At 71.0% G+C, this 18,053-nt stretch carries 19 protein-coding genes and 1 pseudogene; 13 read left to right on the top strand and 7 right to left on the bottom strand.

The annotated features are described in order from the left end of the window. Window positions 1-74: 74 nt before the first annotated feature. Window positions 75-2,381, bottom strand: coding sequence for a glycosyl hydrolase family 95 catalytic domain-containing protein (locus ACSIH6_RS14250; protein ID WP_435108755.1), 2,307 nt, complete (start codon window positions 2,379-2,381; stop codon window positions 75-77). A gap of 85 nt (window positions 2,382-2,466) precedes the next feature. On the opposite strand from ACSIH6_RS14250, the gene ACSIH6_RS14245 reads away from it, so the two are divergent. From ACSIH6_RS14245 to ACSIH6_RS14235, 3 genes are all read left to right on the top strand, one after another. Further along, window positions 2,467-4,470, top strand: coding sequence for a beta-galactosidase (locus ACSIH6_RS14245; protein ID WP_435108754.1), 2,004 nt, complete (start codon window positions 2,467-2,469; stop codon window positions 4,468-4,470). A 55-nt stretch (window positions 4,471-4,525) separates the two neighbouring features. Further along, window positions 4,526-5,683 carry a xylose isomerase gene (xylA, locus tag ACSIH6_RS14240; RefSeq protein ID WP_435108753.1) on the top strand — a complete coding sequence of 386 codons (1,158 nt, stop codon included), beginning with the start codon at window positions 4,526-4,528 and terminating at the stop codon, window positions 5,681-5,683. Between the two features lie 171 nt (window positions 5,684-5,854). After that, window positions 5,855-6,421, top strand: a complete 567-nt coding sequence (locus ACSIH6_RS14235) for a hemerythrin domain-containing protein (protein ID WP_435108752.1) — start codon at window positions 5,855-5,857, stop codon at window positions 6,419-6,421. A gap of 306 nt (window positions 6,422-6,727) precedes the next feature. Here the strand turns inward: ACSIH6_RS14235 and ACSIH6_RS14230 are convergent, their stop codons facing one another. The 4 genes from ACSIH6_RS14230 to ACSIH6_RS14215 form a co-directional block, all read right to left on the bottom strand. Continuing rightward, entirely contained in the window at window positions 6,728-7,711 is a 984-nt protein-coding gene (locus tag ACSIH6_RS14230) for a LacI family DNA-binding transcriptional regulator (protein WP_026338347.1), read from the bottom strand. Window positions 7,712-7,846: 135 nt separating this feature from the next. After that, on the bottom strand, window positions 7,847-8,518 hold the full coding sequence (locus ACSIH6_RS14225; protein ID WP_435108751.1) for a hypothetical protein: 672 nt from the start codon (window positions 8,516-8,518) through the stop codon (window positions 7,847-7,849). A 103-nt stretch (window positions 8,519-8,621) separates the two neighbouring features. Further along, the gene (locus ACSIH6_RS14220) at window positions 8,622-8,834 is read right to left on the bottom strand and encodes a DUF397 domain-containing protein (protein WP_435108750.1); all 213 of its coding nucleotides are present in this window, start codon (window positions 8,832-8,834) and stop codon (window positions 8,622-8,624) included. Then, complete coding sequence (locus ACSIH6_RS14215; RefSeq protein WP_435108749.1) at window positions 8,834-9,676, bottom strand: helix-turn-helix domain-containing protein; 843 nt, start codon at window positions 9,674-9,676, stop codon at window positions 8,834-8,836. Before ACSIH6_RS14215 ends, ACSIH6_RS14220 begins: the two co-directional genes overlap by 1 nt. 385 nt (window positions 9,677-10,061) lie before the next feature. Between ACSIH6_RS14215 and ACSIH6_RS14210 the strand changes: the two genes are divergently transcribed. Together ACSIH6_RS14210 and ACSIH6_RS14205 are read left to right on the top strand one after the other, a co-directional pair. Continuing rightward, entirely contained in the window at window positions 10,062-10,610 is a 549-nt protein-coding gene (locus tag ACSIH6_RS14210) for an ATP-binding protein (RefSeq protein WP_435108748.1), read from the top strand. Next, complete coding sequence (locus ACSIH6_RS14205) at window positions 10,607-11,281, top strand: hypothetical protein (RefSeq protein WP_435108747.1); 675 nt, start codon at window positions 10,607-10,609, stop codon at window positions 11,279-11,281. The genes ACSIH6_RS14210 and ACSIH6_RS14205 overlap by 4 nt, the downstream gene beginning before the upstream one ends. A gap of 399 nt (window positions 11,282-11,680) precedes the next feature. On the opposite strand, the pseudogene ACSIH6_RS14200 reads toward ACSIH6_RS14205, so the two are convergent. Both ACSIH6_RS14200 and ACSIH6_RS14195 read right to left on the bottom strand, forming a co-directional pair. Beyond that, window positions 11,681-12,163 (bottom strand): annotated as a pseudogene (locus ACSIH6_RS14200) (HIT family protein); the annotation flags it as partial. Further along, window positions 12,160-13,266 carry a TOMM precursor leader peptide-binding protein gene (locus ACSIH6_RS14195; protein ID WP_435108746.1) on the bottom strand — a complete coding sequence of 369 codons (1,107 nt, stop codon included), beginning with the start codon at window positions 13,264-13,266 and terminating at the stop codon, window positions 12,160-12,162. The pseudogene ACSIH6_RS14200 and the gene ACSIH6_RS14195, both read right to left, overlap by 4 nt. A gap of 172 nt (window positions 13,267-13,438) precedes the next feature. Here ACSIH6_RS14195 and ACSIH6_RS14190 point away from each other — a divergent pair, with 172 nt between their 5' ends. The 8 genes from ACSIH6_RS14190 to ACSIH6_RS14155 all read left to right on the top strand — a co-directional run bounded on the left by ACSIH6_RS14190 (window position 13,439) and on the right by ACSIH6_RS14155 (window position 18,045). Then, window positions 13,439-13,639: a hypothetical protein gene (locus ACSIH6_RS14190; RefSeq protein WP_435108745.1), complete on the top strand. Its 201-nt coding sequence runs from the start codon at window positions 13,439-13,441 to the stop codon at window positions 13,637-13,639. Between the two features lies 1 nt (window position 13,640). Continuing rightward, entirely contained in the window at window positions 13,641-14,168 is a 528-nt protein-coding gene (locus ACSIH6_RS14185) for a DUF6879 family protein (protein WP_435108744.1), read from the top strand. Then, on the top strand, window positions 14,165-15,022 hold the full coding sequence (locus ACSIH6_RS14180; RefSeq protein ID WP_435108743.1) for a helix-turn-helix domain-containing protein: 858 nt from the start codon (window positions 14,165-14,167) through the stop codon (window positions 15,020-15,022). Before ACSIH6_RS14185 ends, ACSIH6_RS14180 begins: the two co-directional genes overlap by 4 nt. A gap of 6 nt (window positions 15,023-15,028) precedes the next feature. Beyond that, window positions 15,029-15,496, top strand: a complete 468-nt coding sequence (locus ACSIH6_RS14175; protein ID WP_435108742.1) for an NUDIX hydrolase — start codon at window positions 15,029-15,031, stop codon at window positions 15,494-15,496. A 371-nt stretch (window positions 15,497-15,867) separates the two neighbouring features. Next, a complete protein-coding gene (locus ACSIH6_RS14170) occupies window positions 15,868-16,236 on the top strand; it encodes an MFS transporter (RefSeq protein WP_435108741.1) in 369 nt (122 codons plus the stop codon). Continuing rightward, complete coding sequence (locus ACSIH6_RS14165) at window positions 16,233-16,814, top strand: hypothetical protein (RefSeq protein ID WP_435108740.1); 582 nt, start codon at window positions 16,233-16,235, stop codon at window positions 16,812-16,814. Before ACSIH6_RS14170 ends, ACSIH6_RS14165 begins: the two co-directional genes overlap by 4 nt. A 170-nt stretch (window positions 16,815-16,984) precedes the next feature. Next, window positions 16,985-17,356 carry a hypothetical protein gene (locus ACSIH6_RS14160; RefSeq protein WP_435108739.1) on the top strand — a complete coding sequence of 124 codons (372 nt, stop codon included), beginning with the start codon at window positions 16,985-16,987 and terminating at the stop codon, window positions 17,354-17,356. Between the two features lie 14 nt (window positions 17,357-17,370). Beyond that, entirely contained in the window at window positions 17,371-18,045 is a 675-nt protein-coding gene (locus ACSIH6_RS14155; RefSeq protein ID WP_435108738.1) for a hypothetical protein, read from the top strand. Window positions 18,046-18,053 lie beyond the last annotated feature (8 nt).

Below are 18,053 nucleotides of genomic sequence, written 5' to 3'. Positions count from 1 at the left end.
TCGGGGGGTGTACGCCTTCCCCGGAAATCCGGTCCCGGGGCAGGCGCGAATTCCCCATTAGTCTGGATAGCCGACTAACCCCCGGCAAGGGGGGTTGCGCGGGAAATTTCGAATCGCTTCGACTCTTCCCCGGTAACCACGGTGAATTGCAGGGACACCGTTCGGTCCGGTACCAGGGCCGCCTTGTGCCGCTCCCCGCCGGGCAGGACGACCACCGTCTCGCGGGGCTCGACCGCCCGCAGCCGCGCGTGGGCCCGGCCGCCGGACCACTCCAGGAGTTCCACGACGACCCCGCCGCGGGCCCGCAGCCCCTCCACCCGGCCGGAGGCCCACTCCCGGGGCAGGGCGGGCAGCAGGTCCAGGCGCCCCTCGGCGGACCGGGCCAGCATCGCCGCCGCCACGGCCGGGAACCCGCCGCCGATGTCCACGTTGAACAGGCTGCCGCGGTTGTGCGTGGGCACCAGGGTGGGGCGCCAGTAGCGGGCGGCCAGCAGCGACAGGGTCTCGTGCGCCTCGGCCGCCAGGCCCAGGTTCGCCGCGGCCAGCCCCAGCTGGACCAGGCCGAAGGCCATCTCGTCGGACTCCTGTCCACGCCACCACGCCAGGCGGGCGCGCACGGCGGCGACGGCCGCCGCGCGCAGCCGGGGTGAGGTCAGGGCGGGGTCGGTCTCGTACCAGAGCGGGTACAGATGGGAGGCGTGGCGGTGCGCGTGCCGCTCGCTCTGCCCGACCGGCCCGGCCGGTCCCGCCCACTCGGCGAGTTCGCCGCCCGGGGCGACGCGGTAGCCGGGCAGCCGCGCCCCCAGCCGGGCCCAGCGGCGGGAGCCGGGAACGCCCAGGGCACGGTGCGCCCGCACCAGGTTGCGCACCAGGTCGCGCACGGCCGCGACGTCCATGGTGGCGTTGACGGCGGCCTGGCCGTCGCCGTCCCCCGGGGTGTTCTCCGGCGAGTAGGAGGGGGAGAAGCCCTCGTCGCTGAGGAAGTCCTCGTGGAACTCCGCGGCGGCGGTGAGGAAGGGCAGGGCGCGCTCGCGCAGGAACGCGCGGTCGCGGGTGTGGGAGTAGTGGTCCCAGTACAGGCGCGACATCCACGCCGCGCCCGCGGTCCAGCAGGTCAGGCACCACTCGGGGCCGAAGTGGTTGTGCCTGCCGGAGGTGGAGGCGTGCGCGGGCAGCAGGATCCCCCGGCAGCCGTAGAGCCGCCGCGCGTTGTCGGCCAGGTCGTCGGCCATGCCGTCGAGGAGGTCGAACAGGCCGGTCATCAGCTCGGGCGTGCCCGTGGTGTGCAGGGCCGCGACGGCGGAGGGCAGGTTGCCGTCGAAGGTGTACCCCGACCGCCACGGGGGGTCGTAGGTGCCGCTCCACAGTCCCTGGAGGGTGGGCGGCAGGTCGCCGCAGCTGGAGATGATCGCGTACCGTCCGGCGTCGACCAGGCGGGCGATCAGGTCAGGAGTGGGGCCCGCCGCCAGGAGGTCCTCGCCGAGCGCGTCGGGCCTGCCGGGTGGTTCGGCGAGCGCGTCGGGCCGGGCCGAACCGCCCTCCAGCTCCAGCCGGAAGCGGGACATGAGGTCGCCGTGCACCGCCCGGTGGCGTTCGAGCGCCCCCGCGAGGTCCTCAGGGCTCCCCGCTTCCAGCACGGGGAACCCGTCCACCCGCACGCGCGCCACCAGCCGGAGCCGCCGGACGCCCCGCAGGTCCAGCCCCTCACCGCCAGCGCTGATCCGGCCGCCCTCAGCGGTGACGGCGCAGGTCACCGTGTACCCGGACAGGCCGCCGGGCGGGCGCTCGGGGAAGTCCGCCCGCAGGGTCAGCAGGCCGGGGCCCGCCTCGCGGACCACCTCCATCGGGACCGGCGGCGTCTCCTCCAGCGCGGTGAGCCCCAGTGTGCCGTCCAGGCCGAGGGGCGAGGCGAGTTCGACGACCACGGCGTCGTCGGGCCGGGAGGCGAAGGCCCGGTGTGCGGTTCCGTCCGGCAGCTCCTCGGTGACCAGCCCCGAGTCCAGGTCGCACGTGCGCGTGACCGGCCCCGGCCGGGGCCCGCGCGGGGCGAACGAGAGCACGGCGGCGCCCACCAGCGGGTCGATCCACCGGGTGTCGGCGTAACCCGGGTGCTCCCGCGCCGCGAACGCCGTGATCCGCTCGGCCGCCTCGCGGGAGCGGCCCCGGCGCAGCAGCTCCCTCAGTTCGGGCAGCAGGGACGCGGTCGCGGGGGCGGGCAGCGGCTCCGTGACGGGCAGGAAGAGCCTCTCGTGGCACAGGGTGAGGCGGACGCGGTGCGCCGTCGAGTGCACGAGCGCTCCCTGGCACCCGTTGCCGGTGACCAGCGCGTCCTCCCAGTCCCCGACCGGGTGTCGGGTACGGACCCGTCGTACTGCGGACATGTGCGCTCCTCGTGTGGGGGGTGTCGCCCGGAAGGGTTTTCGCCCTACTTTGTTGGCGCACACACCAAACCAGAAGGAGTTCCCCATGTCCTCTCCGCTGTGGTTCGGCGGCGACTACAACCCCGAGCAGTGGCCGGAGGAGGTCCAGGCGGAGGACGTGGAGCTGATGCGCCGCGCCGGGGTCAACCTCGTGACGGTCGGCGTCTTCTCCTGGGCGCTCCTGGAGCCGAAGGAGGGCGAGTACCGGTTCGAGTGGCTGGACCGGGTGCTGGACCGGCTCGCCGACGCCGGGATCGGGGTCGCGCTGGCCACCCCGACCGCCTCTCCCCCGCCGTGGTTCGGGCTCGCCCACCCCGACGCGATGCCGGTGACCGCGGACGGGACCCGGCTCACCCACGGCAGCCGCGACACCTACGACGTGTGCTCCCCCGCCTACCGGGAGGCCTCGGTGCGCATCGCCCGCGCGCTGGCGGAGCGCTACTCCGGGCACCCGGCGCTGCGCATGTGGCACGTGCACAACGAGTACGGGACCTGGTCGCACTCCGAGCACACCGCCGGGGCCTTCCGCGACTGGCTGCGGGGTCGCCACGTGGACCTGGACCGGCTCAACGCGGCGTGGACCACGGCGTTCTGGAGCCAGCACTACTCGGAGTGGGAACAGATCCAGCCGCCGCGCGCGACCCAGTACCTGCCCAACCCGGCGCACGTGCTGGACTTCCGGCGGTTCCTGTCGGACGCGATGCTCGACCACTTCCTGTCCCAGCGCGACGTGCTGCGCGCCGTCCGGCCGGACGTTCCGGTCACGACCAACCTGGCCTTCGGTGACTGGGTGCCGGTGGACCCGTGGCGGTGGGCCGAGCACCTGGACCTGGTCGCCGTGGACGACTACCCGGACCGGACGGGGCAGGGCGGGGCGGAGCAGACCGCCTTCGCCGCCGACCTGGCCCGCTCGTGGGCGGACCGCGTGCCCGGCCCGGGGCGGCCGTGGCTGCTGATGGAACAGGCGGCCGGGGTGACCTACACGGGCGAGGTCACCCGGCCCAAGGCCCCCGGCGAGACGGCGCGGCACAGCCTGGCGCACGTGGCGCGCGGGTCGCTGGGCGCGATGTTCTTCCAGTGGCGGGCGTCCCGGGGCGGCGCCGAGCAGTGGCACTCGGGGATGGTGCCGCACGCCGGGCCGGACTCCCGGATCTTCCGCGAGGTGTGCGAACTGGGGAGCGTGCTGCCCCGCGTGGCGGAGGCGCGCGACGCCGACGTGGTCGCCGACGCGGCGCTCACCTGGGACCCCGAGTGCTGGTGGGCGCTGGGCAGCCCGTCGCTGCCCGCGCGGGGCGTGGACTACCTGGAGGCGGTACGCCAGGTGCACCGGGTGCTGTGGCGGTCGGGGCGCACGGTGGACATGGTGCGCCCCGACCGCGACCTGCCGCGGGTGCCGCTGCTGGTGGTGCCCGCCCTGTACCTGCTGTCGGACGAGGCGGCCGAGCGGCTGGCCCGCTACACCGAGGACGGCGGGACGCTGGTGGTGACCTTCCTGAGCGGGGCCGCCGACCCGGACGGGACCGTGCGCACCGGCGGGTACCCGGGCGCGCTGCGGGACCTGCTGGGGGTGCGGGTGGAGGAGGTGTACCCGATGCTGCCCGGCGAGACGGTGGGCCTGGACCTGGGTTCGGTGCGCGAGGAGGTCACCCTGTGGAGCGAACACGTCCACCTGGCGGGGGCCGAGGCGGTGGCCCACTACGCGGGCGGGCCGCTGGACGGGCTGCCCGCGGTGACGCGGCGGCGGCACGGGGCGGGCGAGGCCTGGTACCTGTCGGCCCGGCTGTCGGACCGGGGCCTGGCGCGGCTGCTGGCCGAGGCGGCGGGGACGGGGCCGTTCCCCGAGCCGGGGCTGGAGGTGGTGCGCCGGGTGGACCGGGACGGCGCGTGGGTGTTCGTCACCAACCACGACAACCGGCCGCGGTGGATCGACCCGGCGCGGTTCGGGCTGGACGCGAGCGCCCGCGACCTGGTGTCGGGCGTTTCGGCGCAGGGGATGACCCTGCCGGGCGGCGGGGTGGCGGTGCTGCGCGGCCACCCCGTTGACAATTAGTTGCGACTCTAGACAAACTATTCCGGAGTCCTGCGCCTACCTCAGGAGACACGACATGAGCAGCTACCAGCCCGTACCCGCGGACAGGTTCACCTTCGGCCTGTGGACCGTGGGGTGGCGCGGGGTGAACACCTTCGGCGACCCCGTCCGCCCCGAGCTCGACCCGGTGGACGCCGTGCGCCGCCTCGCCGACCTCGGCGCGCACGGGATCACCTTCCACGACGACGACCTCATCCCGCCCGGCAGCTCCGACACCGAGCGCGAGGACATCCTCAAGCGGTTCCGCGCGGCCCTGGACGAGACCGGCCTCAAGGTGCCGATGGCGACCACCAACCTGTTCTCGGACCCGGTGTTCCGCGACGGCGGGTTCACCTCCAACAGCCGCGACGTGCGCCGTCACGCCATCCGCAAGGTCGTCCGCAACATCGAACTGGCCGTGTCGCTGGGCGCGAGGACGTACGTGTGCTGGGGCGGCATGGACGGAGCCGAGACGGAGGCGGGCAAGAACGACCACGCCGCCCTGGACCGGCTGCGCGAGGCCTTCGACATCCTGTGCGGCTACGTGCGCGAGCAGGGCCACGACCTGCGGTTCGCCCTGGAGCCCAAGCCCAACGAGCCGCGCGGCGACATCCTGCTGCCCACGGTGGGGCACGCCCTGGCCTTCATCAACGAGCTGGAGCACCCCGAGATGGTGGGGGTCAACCCGGAGGTCGGCCACGAGCAGATGGCCGGGCTGAACTTCGCGCACGGCGTCGCGCAGGCGCTGTGGGCGGGCAAGCTCTTCCACATCGACCTCAACGGCCAGCGCGGGATCAAGTACGACCAGGACCTGCGCTTCGGCGCGGGCGACGTCAAGGAGGCGTTCTTCCTGGTCGACCTGCTGGAGAGCGCGGGCTACGACGGCCCGCTGCACTTCGACTTCAAGACGCCGCGCACCGAGGACATGAGCGGCGTGTGGGAGTCGGCCGCGGCCTGCATGCGCAACTACCTCATCCTCAAGGAGAAGGCCAGGGCGTTCCGCGCCGACCCCGAGGTGGTGGAGGCGCTCGCGGCCTCGCGCGTGCCCGAGCTGTCCCAGTCCACGCTGGGCGAGGGCGAGTCCCTGTCCGACCTGCTGGCCGAGGAGATCGACCTGGCCGAGGTCGGCAGGCGGGGTTACCACTTCGAACGCCTGGACCAGCTCGCCATGGAGCATCTGTTCGGCCTGCGCTGATCCCCGTTCCCGAATCCGGGCCGTGTTCCGCGCGAGGCGCGGGACGCGGCCCGGACCGCTTTCGGGTCGGGGACGGGTCGGGCCGCGGCGACCGGTCGGCGCCGTGTCTGGACAGCGGACCCGTGGGTAGTGGCGGTGGTCGGAAGCACCACCACCGAAGCGGAGGCGAACATGGCCGAGGACGCCGTCACCCTGATCATGAAGGACCACCGGACGATGGAGGAGCTGTTCGACCGGCTCCGGTCCGAGCCCGACCAGCGGCCGCGCCTGCTGGAGGAGATCGAGGCGATCCTCACCGCGCACAGCCGTGCCGAGGAGGACGAGGTGTACCCGGCCGCCGCCAAGGCCGCTGGCGAGGGGCCGGAGGTCCGCCACGGCACGGAGGAGCACCAGGAGGCCGAGGAGCTGCTCCAGAAGCTGAAGGACTGCGACCCGAACAGCAAGGAGTTCGAGAAGCGGTGCGAGAGGTTCGTCGACGCGGTCAAGCACCACGTCGAGGAGGAGGAGAGCGACGTCCTGCCCGGCCTCAAGGAGGCCGTGAGCCAAAAGCGCGCCCAGGAGCTGGGCAAGGCGTTCTCGGAGCGGCGTGAGCAGGAGCTCAGGCGCTTCAACCTCGGGGGCAGGGTCCCCAAGCAGCGCGACCTCTACGAGGAGGCCCAGGAGCTGGACATCAAGGACCGCTCCAAGATGAACAAGGAAAAGTTGGCCGAGGCCGTGCAGAAGGCCAGGCGCGGCTGACCCCTCCGGATCGGGCGTCCCTCGGGGCGCGGGACGTGAAACGGCCCCGCCGGGCAGTTGCCCGGCGGGGCCGTCACGTACACCGGAACGGTGCGGCGGTCGCCTCACGGCGCGGTGCACAACACGGCTCCTGCCACCCTTGCGGGCGCGGTATTCCGTGAAGGCTTTGAGTGGAGCCCGGGGGACACTTTCTACCGCACCTTCCGGCACCCCGTACAACGGGAGGGTGGGGTGGGGTATTCCGCGACCCGGGGGCACTTTTTCCGGTGTCCCCCGCCACATCCCCCGGTCAGGCGCGGAGCGCGGTCAGGCGCGCGGGGCGGTGCTCTCCCGGGAGGTGAGCCGGGGTTCGAGCAGGGTCACCCCGGGGTTTCCGGGGCCGTCGATCTTGTCCATGAGCAGTCCGACCGCGCGGGCTCCGACCTCCTCGGCGGGCAGGTCCACCGAGGTCAGCGGCGGGGCACCGGGCGGGACCGGGCCGATGGCGACCACGGACAGCTCGGGCGGGGTGCGGCCGTGCTCGGCGAAGGACTCGAGCAGCGGGCCGACGGAGGGCTCGTTGTGCACGATGAGGCCGGTGAGGCCGGGCCGCTCGCGGAGCAGGTCCTCCGCGAGGCCGTGCGCGGTGTCGGGGGAGCAGGGGTGCAGGGTGGCGCGGACGCCGCGTTCGGCGGCGGCGCGCTCGAAGCCGGTGGTGGTGCGCTCGGCGAACCCGGTGCGCCGCTCGTACACCGAGGGCGGCTGTCCGACGAAGGCGAGGTCGGTGTGGCCGAGGTCGGCGAGGTGGTGCACGCAGGCCGCACCGGCGGCGGCGAAGTCCAGGTCCACGCAGGTCAGGCCCTCGGTGTCCTCGGGGACGCCGATGAGGACCGAGGGCAGGTCCAGCTCGCGCAGGACGGGCACGCGGGCGTCGTCGGCCTCCACGTCCATGACGATGACGCCGTCCACCATGGCGCTGCCCGAGACCCGGCGCAGGCCGTCGGGGCCCTCGCCCTGGGTGAGCAGGAGGACGTCGTGGTCGTGCGCGCGGGCGGCGGTGACCACGGAGACGGCGAAGCGCATCGCGACGGGGACGTGCACGTCGCCGCGGAGCGGGATGACCAGGGCGATCACGTTGCTGCGGCGGCTGGCCAGGGAGCGGGCGCCCGCGTGCGGCTGGTAGCCGAGGGCGTCGATGCTCTCCTTCACGCGCCGCCGGGTGGTCTCGGAGATCGACCGCTTGCCGCTGAGGACGTAGGAGACCGTGCTCGGCGACACGCCAGCGTGCCGGGCCACATCGGAGATCCGCACCGTGCCGTCCCGTCCATTATCGAACCGATTCGATGCGATGTTACGCACCGTGTTGTCCCGGCGCAACGCCGATGGGCACCGCCGAGTGAGGAGCGGTCACGGAGCGTGGGGGGCGAGGAGGAAGGGGCGCCGTGGTCAGTCCTCGCGTCCGAGAGTACCGGAGGAGCCCGTGGAGGCGAGGTCGTAGGTCTCCCGGAACTGGCGGACCCTGCGCTGGCGGCGCATCGTGAGCGGGACGAAGGTCGCGATCATGACCACCAGCACGAACAGGAGGAACAGGTTGAACAGGGCCATCGGGGATCCGCCGTCGTAGTACAGGAGGGCGTTCGGCACGTTGATCAGCAGGAGGAAACCGCCGACCGCGATCATGTACTTCGGTGACCTGGAGGTGTCGCTCTGGTCAGCGAGGATGCGCCCGAGCCAGTTGGTCTCGGGATCCGGGTGGAGGGTGCCCCGCATGATCTGCCAGTGCGCGGCCCAGGCCTTGGACGGGTCGGCGTCCAGGGGCAGTGGTCTGCCCTTGACCATGCGGCGCATCATCCACGTGCTGACGAAACCGCTGATTACCGCCGCGACCAGCACCATGAGCACGATGCCCCCGAAGAAGCCGAGGAACAGGGGATCCGTCCCCTGGGTCGATGCCAGGGGGACGAAGGCGACGGCCAGAAGGAGGAGGCCGAACGCGCCAGCCGCCAGGGCCGTACGGAGACCGAACTGACGCGGGTTGTTCTGGGCGTAGATGGTGGATCGACCCATGAGGGTGCCGAACCGCCCTGGGGTACGGGGGATGCCGCGGTTCCTGTTCATACCCGCGAACTACCCCGGGGCGCGCCGCGCACATGGGACCAACGACCCGAAGGACACACGGTGGACCAAGGCGTCCCGGAGTACACCCTGTGCACGCAGGGCTCTAGCGGGAACCGTCCTTCGTGGCACCCAGGAAGGCCTGCCACTCGCCACCGCCGAAGAGGAGCGCGCCCAGATCCCGGTGCTTGGTGTCCCGAACCCCGGTGGTTGCTCCCTCCGAGACCTCCACGCATTCACCTCTTTCAACGCTGTAGCTGGAGGTGTGCCAGAGAGAAGCGGACACCAATGTCGCCTCGGCGGCTTCGTGCTCAGTCATCAGGGTTTCTCCAGGTCGTTCGCCAGATCACGGATGAAGTCTTGCGTGTCATCCAACGGCAGAGCAGCGGCCTGCATGTACTCGAACCCGTGCTCGTGGTTGGCGAGCTCGTCGCTGCCCTCGAAGAAGTGCCCGCTCGGAGGGACGTCAAGGTAGCCCACCCGGTCGGTTTCGCCGAGGTGCAGGAGGGTGTAGCCGCAGGACTGTGCCATGCCCTTGGACAGTAGCAGGACCTGAATGTCGATATTCGGGCGCTTGTCCAGCTCCATCAGGTGCTGGAACTGGGTCCGCATCACCTCGGGCCCGCCGACGAGGCAGCGGAGCACCGACTCGTCGATGATCGTCCAGATCCGGGGTGAACTGTCGCGGTCCAAGATGCTGGTGCAGCGCTCGACGCGTGCGGCGATGCGTTTCTGGCGCTCCTCCTTGTCCGCCACGAACCCCCGCGACATGAGGGCTTCGATGTAGTCCGGGTGCTGGAGGAGGCCCGGGACGACTCCCATGGCGTACTGCTGAATCTTGGTGGCCTCGTTCTCCAGGCTGTAGAAGGCGTTGCCCGCCACGTCCTCGTGCTGGAACCACCAGGGCTTCTGCTTGCGGGCCGCCTTGGCGATCTCCACCAGCTCTTCACGAAGTGCGTCACTCGATCCGTACAGGCGGCAGAGTGCGGCGACGGCCTCCGTCGTCAGCCGGACGAACCGCCCGTTCTCGATTCTGTAGAGCTTGCTGGTGTCCCAACCCAACTCGTTGGCGACCTGTTCCTGGGACAGCTTCGCCTGGCTCCTGAGCCGCTTGAGCTGACTCACCAGGTAGTGCCTGCGCACGGGGGAGCCCTGGGCCACGGAGGCCTCCTTCGTTCCGTCGTCGTCACAGCGGATGGCGGGGACGCCCCCATCATCTCACTGCATCAAAAAGGACATGTGCTATTAATGCAGACCACTTTTTATGCAGACCTTGTAAGTACTAAGGCTGTTCTCTAGCTTAGAGGGCGAAGCGAGATTCCGGTGTGGTTCTTCGGAAGAAGGCTGCCTACCTCGATGAACGCGGTGCGTGACACGAGGATGCGCAGGAGAAGAGCTGGGATCTGGCCGGTCCACAGCGGCGCTTCGCTCACCGCTGGGACGGCCGCCTGTTGAGGGCGGCCACACGAAAACGGGCTCTGAGGGCGATTGCGCCGCCCTCAGAGCCCCAGACAACACAGACCCCTGCTCAAAGGAGAAGTGCGTCATGTCCATTGTGCCGCGTCCTCGTGCACCGATCCACACGCCCACCCCAGGTTTCGCCGGGCGGCGCTGGCCCTCCCGGGTTTACCCCGGCGACCTCTCCCAGGCCGCTTGGGTACGTGAGGACCTGCGGGCCAACCTCTTCTGTCTGGAGGGCCTGTGCCCTGACCTGGCCGACACCATCGTGCTGTGCGCCAGCGAGATGTTTGCCAACGCCGCTGCTCACTCCCGTTCGAGTCAGGAGAACGGCCGGGTCATCCGAACCCTGTCCATGCCCACCGCCACCACCCTGCACCTGGGCATCACCGACGACGGCGTTCGAACCAAGAACCCTTCCCTCCCGCACATTCCGCACCAGCGCACCGCAACCGAGTGGGACGAAGCCGAACGCGGCCGGGGCCTGCTGCTCATCAACACCCTGGCCACCAGGTGGGGCAGCAAGGCAGTGGTGGACTTCCCCTTCTGCGCCGGGCTGGGCACCGTCGTGTGGGCCGAGTTCGCCCTGGTCCCCACCGCTCCCTCCAGTACCGCCAGCGCCAGGGCCGACCGGTGAGCGCCTCCACCGTCGGCGGGCCCGGCACCGATCGCATCCGCCGAGTCCTGGACGCGCCCCGGGGACAGCGCTTCGTCCGCCCGGGTACCGCCGGTCACCCTGGTCGTTCCAGCCGTCCCGACGGCCTCAACCGCTCCAGGAACACCGGTAACCCCGCCGTTTCCGCCCGGGAACAGCGACTCCTGGACCAGATGGCGAACAACTCCCGGGTGGCCTACCGCCAGGCCCACGGCGAACTGCCCGCCTGGATGCACGTCCAAGCCGCCCGGTTGGCCGAACGCGGCTCCCAGAACCCCCAAAGCGCTCAGAGCACTCAGAGCACTCGGGACACGCCGGGCACTCAGAGCACTCGGGACACGCCGGGCACTCAGAACACTCGGGGCACCAAAGACTCCGAAGGACCGCGCAAGTCCTCCCCTCCGCCGCTACGCCCACAGGCACCCGCGGTTCCGCGCCCGCGACCCGCCCCCGACGACGGCCCGCTCCAGCCCCGCCCGCAACGCCCAGAACGCCCGCCACTGCCGCGCCGCCGCTCCCAACGTCCGCACAGCCACCGCAGACCCCGTCGCCTCAGCTGGACCCGCACCGGCCCGACCCGCCTGCTGGCCGCCTACACCCTCGCGACCGGAGTCGGAGCCCTGGCCCACCACCTGGCCACGGTCCTGCTGTAGCCGGGAGCGGCCCGCGCCCGAACCCCTTCGGGAGGCCGCGCCGGATCGAGGGCCCGGCGCGGCCGTCACACTCTCCCGGCCCCAGTCTTTCGTGTTCCGGGGACCCGACAGTCCCGGGCAAACCCTTCGGGCGCGACATCGCTCGCGTCATCGCTTCCGCGCGCCAGGAGCAATCTCGTGCAAGGGCGTTGGCTGGCGCCCCGGCACCGGCTTTCATGGTTGTTGCAGGCGGTTGGGCCACCCGGGACGCCCACAGCCCGTGATTCGACCCCCGTACCGAGAAGGAGGTCCGCTGTGAACGACGACGGCAACAACTAGGCCAGGCACCACGACGGCGGGGCGGTCCTTCTGAGGACCGTCCCGCCCCTGTGTGCGCGGAGCACGTAGCAGTCGGGCGCAGGGAGCGGCCTTCCGAACGCGTTCGGCCACCTCCGCGAGCCAGGCGTCGTCGGCGCGGGTGTGGTCGTGCGAGGACAGATACCCCTGGTACCGGTCGAAGTAGCCCTCGATCGGTGAGACCACCTCGCGCCAGTTCTCGCCCGCGTTGCCCGCGGTGCCGTGCATGGGGAAGAGCTTGGCGTGGGCGTGGTCCACCCCGTAGCCCTCGTACATGATCCCGGTGCGGGCCACATCCGCAAAGGCGGCGTCCAGACGGCGGGCCGTCTCGCGCGCGGCCAAGTGCAGGGCCGCGTACTCCGACGGCTCCAGGTCGACCACGTAACTGGTGCGGTGCGTCTTGGGGATCACCACCGAGAACCCCTCGGTGTTGGGGAAGATCGACAGGAAAGCCAGGTGGTCGGCGTCCTCCCAGATCCGATGCGCGGGCGCCTCCCCGGACACGATCCGGCAGAAGACACACCCCGCGTCATGATCGGCGTTCATCGGGCTCCTTCTCGGGACGAGGAGAGGACAGCATTGGCGCAGGTGGGGCAGGAGGGGTCGCGCTCCGCCGCCTGGTGGTCGAGGGCCAGGTCGTGCGACCACACCCCCACACGACGGTTCAGCGCGGCCGGTGTTCCGAACCCGCCCAGGTGGCGCAGTACATCCAACGCGGCCAGGGACGAGGCCAGCATGTTCACCGGTCCACTGGAAGGCGCCTGGTAGCGGCCGTTGACCCGCGCGACAAGGGAGGCCAGTTCAAAGTCGTCCTCAGGCAGGCGCGCCGTGAGCGGCTGGCAGTCCCAGCATCCGGTCGTTCCCGGAACCACCAGCGGGCCCCACACCGCGATGTCGTTGACGTAGCAGGCGTTCATCCACGCGGTCCCCGACGCGACGCAATGGGCGTTGACCATCCCCGTCAGGCCGGGCGAGTCCGCCGAGACCACCATGAGGTCGCACTCCGGCAGGTGAGCCAGGTCCGCCCTGTCAGCGGCGTCGCACACCATGGGGCGCACCTCGCAGGAGGAGTTGCGCCGCCGCAGTTCCCGGGCGAGCACCTCCGCCTTGGGCAGGCCGATGTCAGCCTCGGTGAACAGGAACTGGCGAGTCAGGTTGCTCAGCTCCACGTGGTCGCCGTCCACCAGGGTCAGTTCCCCGACCCCGGCCGTGGCCAGGGTGACCGCGACCAGGCTACCGATCCCGCCACAGCCGAGCAGGACGACACGGGCCTGAGTCAGGCGCCGTTGTACGCGCTCGGCGTCGGCTCCGGAGAGTTCGTAGAACAGCGCGTGCCTGCTGAAGCGGTCGGCACGGTCGTAGGTGTGGGCGGGGATCAGGCAGTTGCCGTGTTCGAGCAGCAGCATCGCGGCCTCGGTCGAGGCGGGGTCGGTGCCGCAGGAGGAACTCAGGTAGGCCGCAGCCTCCCGGCGGGTGCGCGGGGCGCGGAAGTGGTCGGCCAGACGCAGCAGCGGCCCCCACAGCGCGCGGTCGCGTACGGGTTGGCGTATCGAACCGAAGCCAAGGAACAGCGTCGAATCCTGTACCCCGACCCGCACATACGGGGCCAGTACACGCGGAAGGTCGTCATGGGTCGTGTCAGAGGTCATGACCGGTACCGCCTTGGCATGCGAGGAAAACGCGGACGGCGCGAGCGTAGGCCGGGAGCTTCGACCAAGCGGGAGGATTGCGCGAGATTGCGTCTGTCAGATCCGCCAACAACTGCCCCGGCCGTCCTTCTCCCGAGATACTCGTAGTGCACCCCCTGAACCGAGGAGGACCATGAAACTCCGCGAACTCGGCACCACGTCCCAGGACGGCGCCTGCCCCACGTTGTATGAGACGGACACCGGCGACATCGTGGTACAAGGTGACAAACTGACCGACCCCGAAGCCCTGCGCCAGTTGAGCGACGTCCTTGCTGGCGAGGAGTTCGTCGTAGTCCCCCGCGCCCTGCTCACCCGCTTCGCCCCCAAGGATTGAGATGTCCGAGTTCGTCAGCGGAGAGGACTTCACCGACCTCTTCCGCCGTTACCGACACACCGCCTGGCGTTTGGAGACACGCACGCACTACGGCAAGGCGAACGAGGACCTACCGTTCCAGCGGTGGCTGGTCGGGGACGACTCCGACATCGAGTGGTTCAAGCCCTGGCTGAAGATGATGCGTGCGGAACTGGCCACCGGCAAGCGTATGGAGCGGGTCCGACTCATCGACGACCCGCCCTCGGACTACCTGCGCTGGGAGCTGTGGGGCACCCCCTACAACCTCGGCGTCGGCGAGGACATCCGCTACCTGCCGCGCACCCACCCGATCGTGGCGGAGCTTCCCGACCATGACTTCTGGGTGTTCGACAGTCGCACGGTGGCCCGATTGAAATTCGAGGACGACCGTTTCCTCGGAGCGAGCCTGACCGAAGCCCCGGAGCAGGTACTGACCGCCCTTCAGGCACGGGACGCCGCCTGGCACCATGCGCTCACCTTCACCGAGTACATGGCATCTCGCGCTGCATGACCGACTACCAGACAGCCCGGATCTCCCTTGGCGTCCGCCTGCGCGAACTCCGGGATGAGGCCGGGCTGTCTGGCCGCGAGCTGGCCTCCCGAGCCGGTTGGCACCCCTCCAAGGTGTCGCGTCTGGAACACGGCAAACAGACCGCGAACACGGACGATCTGCGCTCATGGGCACTGTTGTGCGGTCGCCAGGACGCCGCTGGAGGGCTGGTAACGCAGCTGCGCTCCCTGGAGACTCACTACGCGAGCTGGCGGCGCCAGCTCGCGGCCGGACACGAGGCACGCCAGAACTCCTACTTCCCTCTGGATGAACGGACACGAAGGTTCCGGATCTTCGAGTCATCCTGCATCCCCGGTTTCCTGCAAACCGCCGACTACGCACGGTTCATGTTCCGCCGGGGTGTGCGCCTGCACGGCGTGCCTGACGACGGGCAACGGGCGGTGGACGCCAGGATCGAGCGCCAACGCGTGCTCGAATCACCTGGTAAGACGTTCCACATCCTCATATGGGAGCCCGCCCTGAGGCTCCGCCTGGCTCCGGACACGATCATGGCCGACCAGCTCGATCGCGTCATCGCGGAACTCACTTCGGGAAGGGCTGAGGTCGGCGTCATTCCGATGCGGTGCAGCACGGACGTGGTTCCCTCGCACGGCTTCTGGATCTTTGACGATGACCGCGTGATCGTGGAGACCATCGGCGCCGAACTGTGTCTGACCGATGACGACGCGATCGAACCGTACCGGCGCGTGTTCTCGGCCCTGTCACGTTCTGCCGTGAAGGGCCATGCGGCCCTCGAACTGGTGGAGCGGGCCCGTAGCGCGCTCACCGGGCATGAGCGCCCCGATGTGCGATGAGGTGTGATGGCACGTACCGAGTACTACGACGATCCGGACGCACCCGTTCCCAACAGCCTGGTGGTCGCTGCCAGCGCTGCCGCTCTGGACGAGCAGGGCCGTCTGCTGTTGCAGCGGAGGGTGGACAACGGGCTGTGGGCGATGCCGGGCGGGGCGATGGAGATGACCGAGAGCCTGCCCGAGGCGGCCGTGCGTGAGGTACGGGAGGAGACCGGGTACGAGATCGAGGTGACCGGTCTGCTCGGCACCTACACCGACGCCCGCCACGTCATCGTCTACGGCGACGGTGAGGTGCGCCGCCAGTTCAACGTGTGCTTCCGCGCCCGTGTCGTCGGAGGAGAGCTCGCGGTCAGCGACGAGTCGCACGAGGTGGCCTGGTTCACCGCCGAGGAGGCGGCAGGACTGGAGATGCACCATACCCAGCGGCTCCGGGTGGAGCACGCGCTGGGACGGGAAGATCCGTACGCGGGTTGATCGCGTCGGGACCGGGGCGACGTGCCCAGCGGTGGCAAACCCCGATCCGGGAGCCCGCGACCTCCTCGACCCGCACATCCAGGTCGAACCCGTGTCCGCCCGGCGGCGCGGCCTTCGCTCTGGGCAGTAGGGCCGCCGGGGCCCGTGTCACCGGTGTGGTGGAGGGCGAGGCCCGGGTCGTCTTCACTGCCGCCGGAGAGACGGTCGCGTGCGTTTCGGGATGCGGCCGGGGCGGGGTTGGTTCGGGCCCCGGGTCTGGCCACAAGCGGCCGCGGCCGCCTCGGACGCCCCTCGGACGGGTAGGTTCCCTCGCGGCGCGGACGCGCACCGCGCTGTGGCCCCCGCCCACTCCCCCACCCAAGAGGACCGCAGTGAACCTCCACCTGCCCTACCTGATCGGACCGCTCCTCCTTCTGCTGGTGGGCCTCTTCGCGCTGGTCTGCTGCTTCACCGCCGCTCCGGAGCGCCGCGCGCTCACCGGACTGGGCGCGGCGGCGCTGCTGGCCTCCTCCGTCCTGGCCCTGCTCGACCAGCTCTTTTCCGAATGGCTGCGCGAACGGGTGGCGGACTCGGAGACCACCACACTGATCACGGGCGTGTCGTACCACCTGTCCGCGCTCCTCCTCGGCGCGGGCATGGTCCTGCTGGTCCTGGCCGCCAGCCGGAGGACATCGCGGGCCGGGCCGCCCCCTCCGTCGTTCTCCTCCTTCGACGGACCGCACGAGGAGGCCCGGCGATGACCCAGCAGGGCCCCGACCTGGTGCAGTTTCTCCTGGCGCTGCTGACTGTCGTGCTCCCCCCGCTGCTGGCGGGAGTCCTCGCGCTCGTCCTCGCCGGGAGGGCTCCCGGCGGGCGTGGCCTCGTACGCGCCGGAGGCGGGCTGCTCGTGCTCCTCAGCATCGTCCAGGGGAGCCGGGAACTCTGGTTCCGGTTCCTCTTTCTTCCAGCCCTGGTGGGGAACGGTGAGGTGCCGGTCCCGTTCACGGTGCTGTACGTCCTCGAAATCGGGTCCTACGTGCTGCTCGCGGTGGCGCTCGTCCTGCTGCTGTGCGCGGTGATGAGCTCCCGGGGACGGCGACACGCGCCCCGGGGAACCGTTCCGCGACGGCCGGAGCAGCGGCCGGAGCAGCGGGGCGGACGACCGGGCGGCGCCCCGTACGACGGTGGCCGATCCTCCGCGTACACCTCGAACGCCCACGAGACAACGGGCGATCCCGGCCATCGTGGCGACGCTTTCGACGGCGGAGGCGGCCACAACGACGGTGGCGGGGGCGGTTACGGCGGCGGGTCCGACGGAGGCGGCGGAGGCGGTTTCTAGCCCTCGGCCGGGTCGGTTCGGGTCCGGCGCCGACTGGCCACAAGCGGACGCCACCGCCCCAAGGGTCCCTGCCCGTGGCTAGGGTCACATGCACGGCGCGGTCACCCGCCGCGCGGTCCCCGCTCCCCCTCTCACCGAGGACTTCCGTGCTCTTCCACACACTGCCCCACGTGATCGGACCGGCCCTGGCCCTGCTGCTGGGGAGCGCCGGACTGCTCTGCGGCTTCGTCGCCCCGAAAGGTCGCCGCGCCCTCACCGGTGTCGGAGGCGGACTGATCCTGTTCGCCTCGGCTGTCAGCCTGGTCATCGTGGTGCTGTTCCTTCCGGTCGAGTCCCTGCTCGGGGACCTCTTCGGGGGAAGGACCACGTTCCTCGTCATCGACGGGCTGAACTACTTCTGCCACGCCCTGTCCGCCACCGGGCTGCTCCTTCTCGTGTTCGGTGCCACCCGGCGCCCTCCTCGCGCACGTACTCCGCGGCCCGGGTACGCCCCCGCGGGACCGTACCCGCCCGGCCCGCCCGCGTCCCCCGTACAGCGCTGACCCCGGAGCCGACGATGATCTCCCTTCTCCTGAACCTGCTGTTCTACTCCGTGCCCCTCCTCGTCTGCGGCGTGGTGGCACTGCTGCGGGCGGGGGGCTCCCCCAGCGGCCGGGGACTGGTCCTCACCGGGGGCGGGTTCCTCATCCTCGCCGCCGTCGTCACGGGCGGCTGGGAGGTGTGGATGTGGTCCCAGTTCTCGGGCCTCCACGGCTCCTTCTCAGGGCGGTTGACGCTGTCCGTACCGATGTTCCCGGCCGTGACCCTGACCTACCACGCCGTAATCTCCCTCCTGCTCGTGCCGGCCGTCGTCCTCCTGCTGTTCGGGGTGCGCAGCGCCCGTCGGCACAAGCACGCGGCCCCCGCCGGGACAGGGCAGCAACCCGATCTTCCCTACCAGCAGGCGGGTCCCGGCCAGCCGATCCCGTCCGGCCCGGGTCACCGCCCCGGCCAACCCGTTCCGTCCGGCCCGGGTCACCGCCCCGGCCAGCCGCGCACCCCGGCACCCGGACGACCGCCCGCGGCTCCGCCCGGGTACGGTCAGCGTCCCTCCCGGCACGGTTACGGGCCGACGGGAGCCCCGGGCCCCTACGGCGACGGTTCCGGCGGAAGTGACTCCGGGGGAAGCGGCGGTGCCGGCGGCAGCCACGGCGGCGGGGCCGACGGAGGCGGCGGCGGAGGCGGTTTCTAGCCCCCGCC

Source organism: Nocardiopsis synnemataformans, assembly GCF_965343085.1.
In the GTDB taxonomy this organism is placed as follows: Bacteria; Actinomycetota; Actinomycetes; order Streptosporangiales; family Streptosporangiaceae; genus Nocardiopsis; species Nocardiopsis alborubida.
Note: the sequence above shows the minus strand (reverse complement) of the source record. Positions and strands in the feature narration are given on the sequence as shown.

Coding starts and splice junctions, on each gene's coding strand:
- ACSIH6_RS14195 (WP_435108746.1), bottom strand. CDS start 13,266: ATGACCTCTGACACGACCCATGACGACCTTCCGCGTGTACTGGCCCCG.
- ACSIH6_RS14245 (WP_435108754.1), top strand. CDS start 2,467: ATGTCCTCTCCGCTGTGGTTCGGCGGCGACTACAACCCCGAGCAGTGG.
- ACSIH6_RS14185 (WP_435108744.1), top strand. CDS start 13,641: ATGTCCGAGTTCGTCAGCGGAGAGGACTTCACCGACCTCTTCCGCCGT.
- ACSIH6_RS14175 (WP_435108742.1), top strand. CDS start 15,029: ATGGCACGTACCGAGTACTACGACGATCCGGACGCACCCGTTCCCAAC.
- ACSIH6_RS14235 (WP_435108752.1), top strand. CDS start 5,855: ATGGCCGAGGACGCCGTCACCCTGATCATGAAGGACCACCGGACGATG.
- ACSIH6_RS14180 (WP_435108743.1), top strand. CDS start 14,165: ATGACCGACTACCAGACAGCCCGGATCTCCCTTGGCGTCCGCCTGCGC.
- ACSIH6_RS14190 (WP_435108745.1), top strand. CDS start 13,439: ATGAAACTCCGCGAACTCGGCACCACGTCCCAGGACGGCGCCTGCCCC.
- ACSIH6_RS14210 (WP_435108748.1), top strand. CDS start 10,062: ATGTCCATTGTGCCGCGTCCTCGTGCACCGATCCACACGCCCACCCCA.
- xylA (WP_435108753.1), top strand. CDS start 4,526: ATGAGCAGCTACCAGCCCGTACCCGCGGACAGGTTCACCTTCGGCCTG.
- ACSIH6_RS14225 (WP_435108751.1), bottom strand. CDS start 8,518: ATGAACAGGAACCGCGGCATCCCCCGTACCCCAGGGCGGTTCGGCACC.
- ACSIH6_RS14220 (WP_435108750.1), bottom strand. CDS start 8,834: ATGACTGAGCACGAAGCCGCCGAGGCGACATTGGTGTCCGCTTCTCTC.
- ACSIH6_RS14165 (WP_435108740.1), top strand. CDS start 16,233: ATGACCCAGCAGGGCCCCGACCTGGTGCAGTTTCTCCTGGCGCTGCTG.
- ACSIH6_RS14250 (WP_435108755.1), bottom strand. CDS start 2,381: ATGTCCGCAGTACGACGGGTCCGTACCCGACACCCGGTCGGGGACTGG.
- ACSIH6_RS14155 (WP_435108738.1), top strand. CDS start 17,371: ATGATCTCCCTTCTCCTGAACCTGCTGTTCTACTCCGTGCCCCTCCTC.